The sequence below is a fragment of the Bartonella sp. EBT8 genome (assembly GCF_055796165.1).
Map to the genome: position 1 here is coordinate 1 of NZ_JBTTDJ010000060.1, position 1849 is coordinate 1849.

Sequence of the window (1849 nt, forward strand, 5' to 3'; positions counted from 1 at the left end):
ACAGTTACCAACAAAAGCCATGCTGGGCTCTGTTAAGGGCGGTGCTGTGCATTTATGCCAAGCTAATTCTCAACATCTGGTCATTTGTGAGGGAATTGAAACAGGTCTTTCTCTGCTGTCTGGTCTGTTATCGGAGCCTGTTACTTTATGGGCATCCCTTTCTACAAGTGGCATGGTGCATGTGCACTTACCCAATATCAATACCAAAGCGCGTCTCACCATAGCTATGGATGGCGATGATGCGGGTCGTAAAGCAGGCTTTTCCCTTGCTGCCCGCGCCCATAACCAAGGCTTCAATGTCTTGATGATGCAAGCTCCCCATGGCTCTGACTTCAACGTTTTATTATTAAATTATGAAAGAGAAAACCAATGACAAAACATAGTCTTGATAACAACGAAAATAGCTCTGTAAATGATAATGATAACGACACTGTCTCTTTAAAGAACCATCCCTGTTTACAAGCCATCCCTTATGAACAGGCTTTGCAACAAATGGGATGGGGCGAATTAAAACCAATTAACACCGCTCTTTTACCGGTTGAACCTTTTAATATTTTACAAATACCTTATAAAATAAGCAGATGTATTTACGATATTGCTGACCGTCAACAATCTCCTCTCGATTTTGTTGCCGTGTCTGCTCTGTGTGCTTTAGCAGCTGTGATTGGCAATGGCGTGCGCATTGCTCCAAAACAGCATGATAATTGGTACATTGTTCCTAATCTGTGGGGAGCTATTATTGGTAACCCTTCTACACGAAAAACACCGGCTTTGAAAACCGCTCTTCAACCCCTTGCTGATCTGCAAACAGAAGCTTTGCAAGCTTGCCAACAAAAGAATAAACAAGCAGAGATTGAACAGGCTCTTGAGGCGCTAAACCAAAAACAAAAGAATAAACAAGCCGGCAAAGCTTTAAAGAATGGAGATACCCAAGCTGCCCGTTCTATTTTAGCTGAAAACATAACCAAAGATAACCAGCAGGATGAGGAAAATTCACGTTTTATTGTCAATGACACAACGGTCGAAAAGCTAGGAGAATTACTCAAAGAAAATCCACGTGGGTTACTGTTAGTTCGTGATGAACTTTCTGGTTTTTTAGCCAATATGGAGCGTGTTGAATATCAATCGGAGCGGGCTTTCTATTTGGAAACCTTTAATGGGGATGGGCAATTCACCTATGACCGTATTGGGCGTGGAACGATTCATATTCCCAATGCAACGCTTTCTATCATTGGAGGCATTCAACCCTTAAGAATTATGCCCCTACTTCAGGCAATGCTGTCTGGGAAAGGAGATGATGGTTTATTGCAACGGTTTCAAATGATGGTATGGCCTGATGAAAACCAAGATTGGAAATGGGAAGATAAAAATCCCAATCAAGAAGCCTATCAAGAATATGAAAAGGTGTTTCGTTCTTTTTATGACAAACCCTTGGGATCACCTAAATACCCGCGGATCATGCGCTTTGCTGCTAATGCTCAAGAATTGTTTCGTGAATGGTGGGAAAATCATCATAAAGAAATCAAGGAAAGCGAAGTTTCTATCTCTTACCAAGCGCATCTTTTAAAAATGCCTAAAACCATAGCAAGTCTTGCCCTCATTATCGAACTTGTTGAGGATGGGCGTTTTGAGATCACTTTACCTTCTCTCTCAACCGCTTTGCGTTGGTCAAACTATCTATTAAGCCATGCGAAACGGTTTTATACTGCGGGCGATATACTAATAAAAGAGCGTGCAAATTTGATTATAGAGCGTTGTAATTGCTTACCTGAGGTTTTTACTGCTCGTGATATCTACAGACGCTGCTGGGCGCATTTAAAGGACAAGGAAGCGGTCAAACAAGCTTTAG

General features: G+C 41.8%; 2 protein-coding genes. Both read left to right on the top strand.

The features are described from left to right. A partial coding sequence (locus AC0QT4_RS09005) for a toprim domain-containing protein (RefSeq protein ID WP_473201331.1) occupies positions 1–373 on the top strand: 373 nt, incomplete at its 5' end. Beyond that, positions 370–1849, top strand: a 1480-nt coding sequence (locus AC0QT4_RS09010; protein ID WP_473201332.1) for a YfjI family protein, incomplete at its 3' end; no start/stop codon positions are given. The genes AC0QT4_RS09005 and AC0QT4_RS09010, both read left to right, overlap by 4 nt.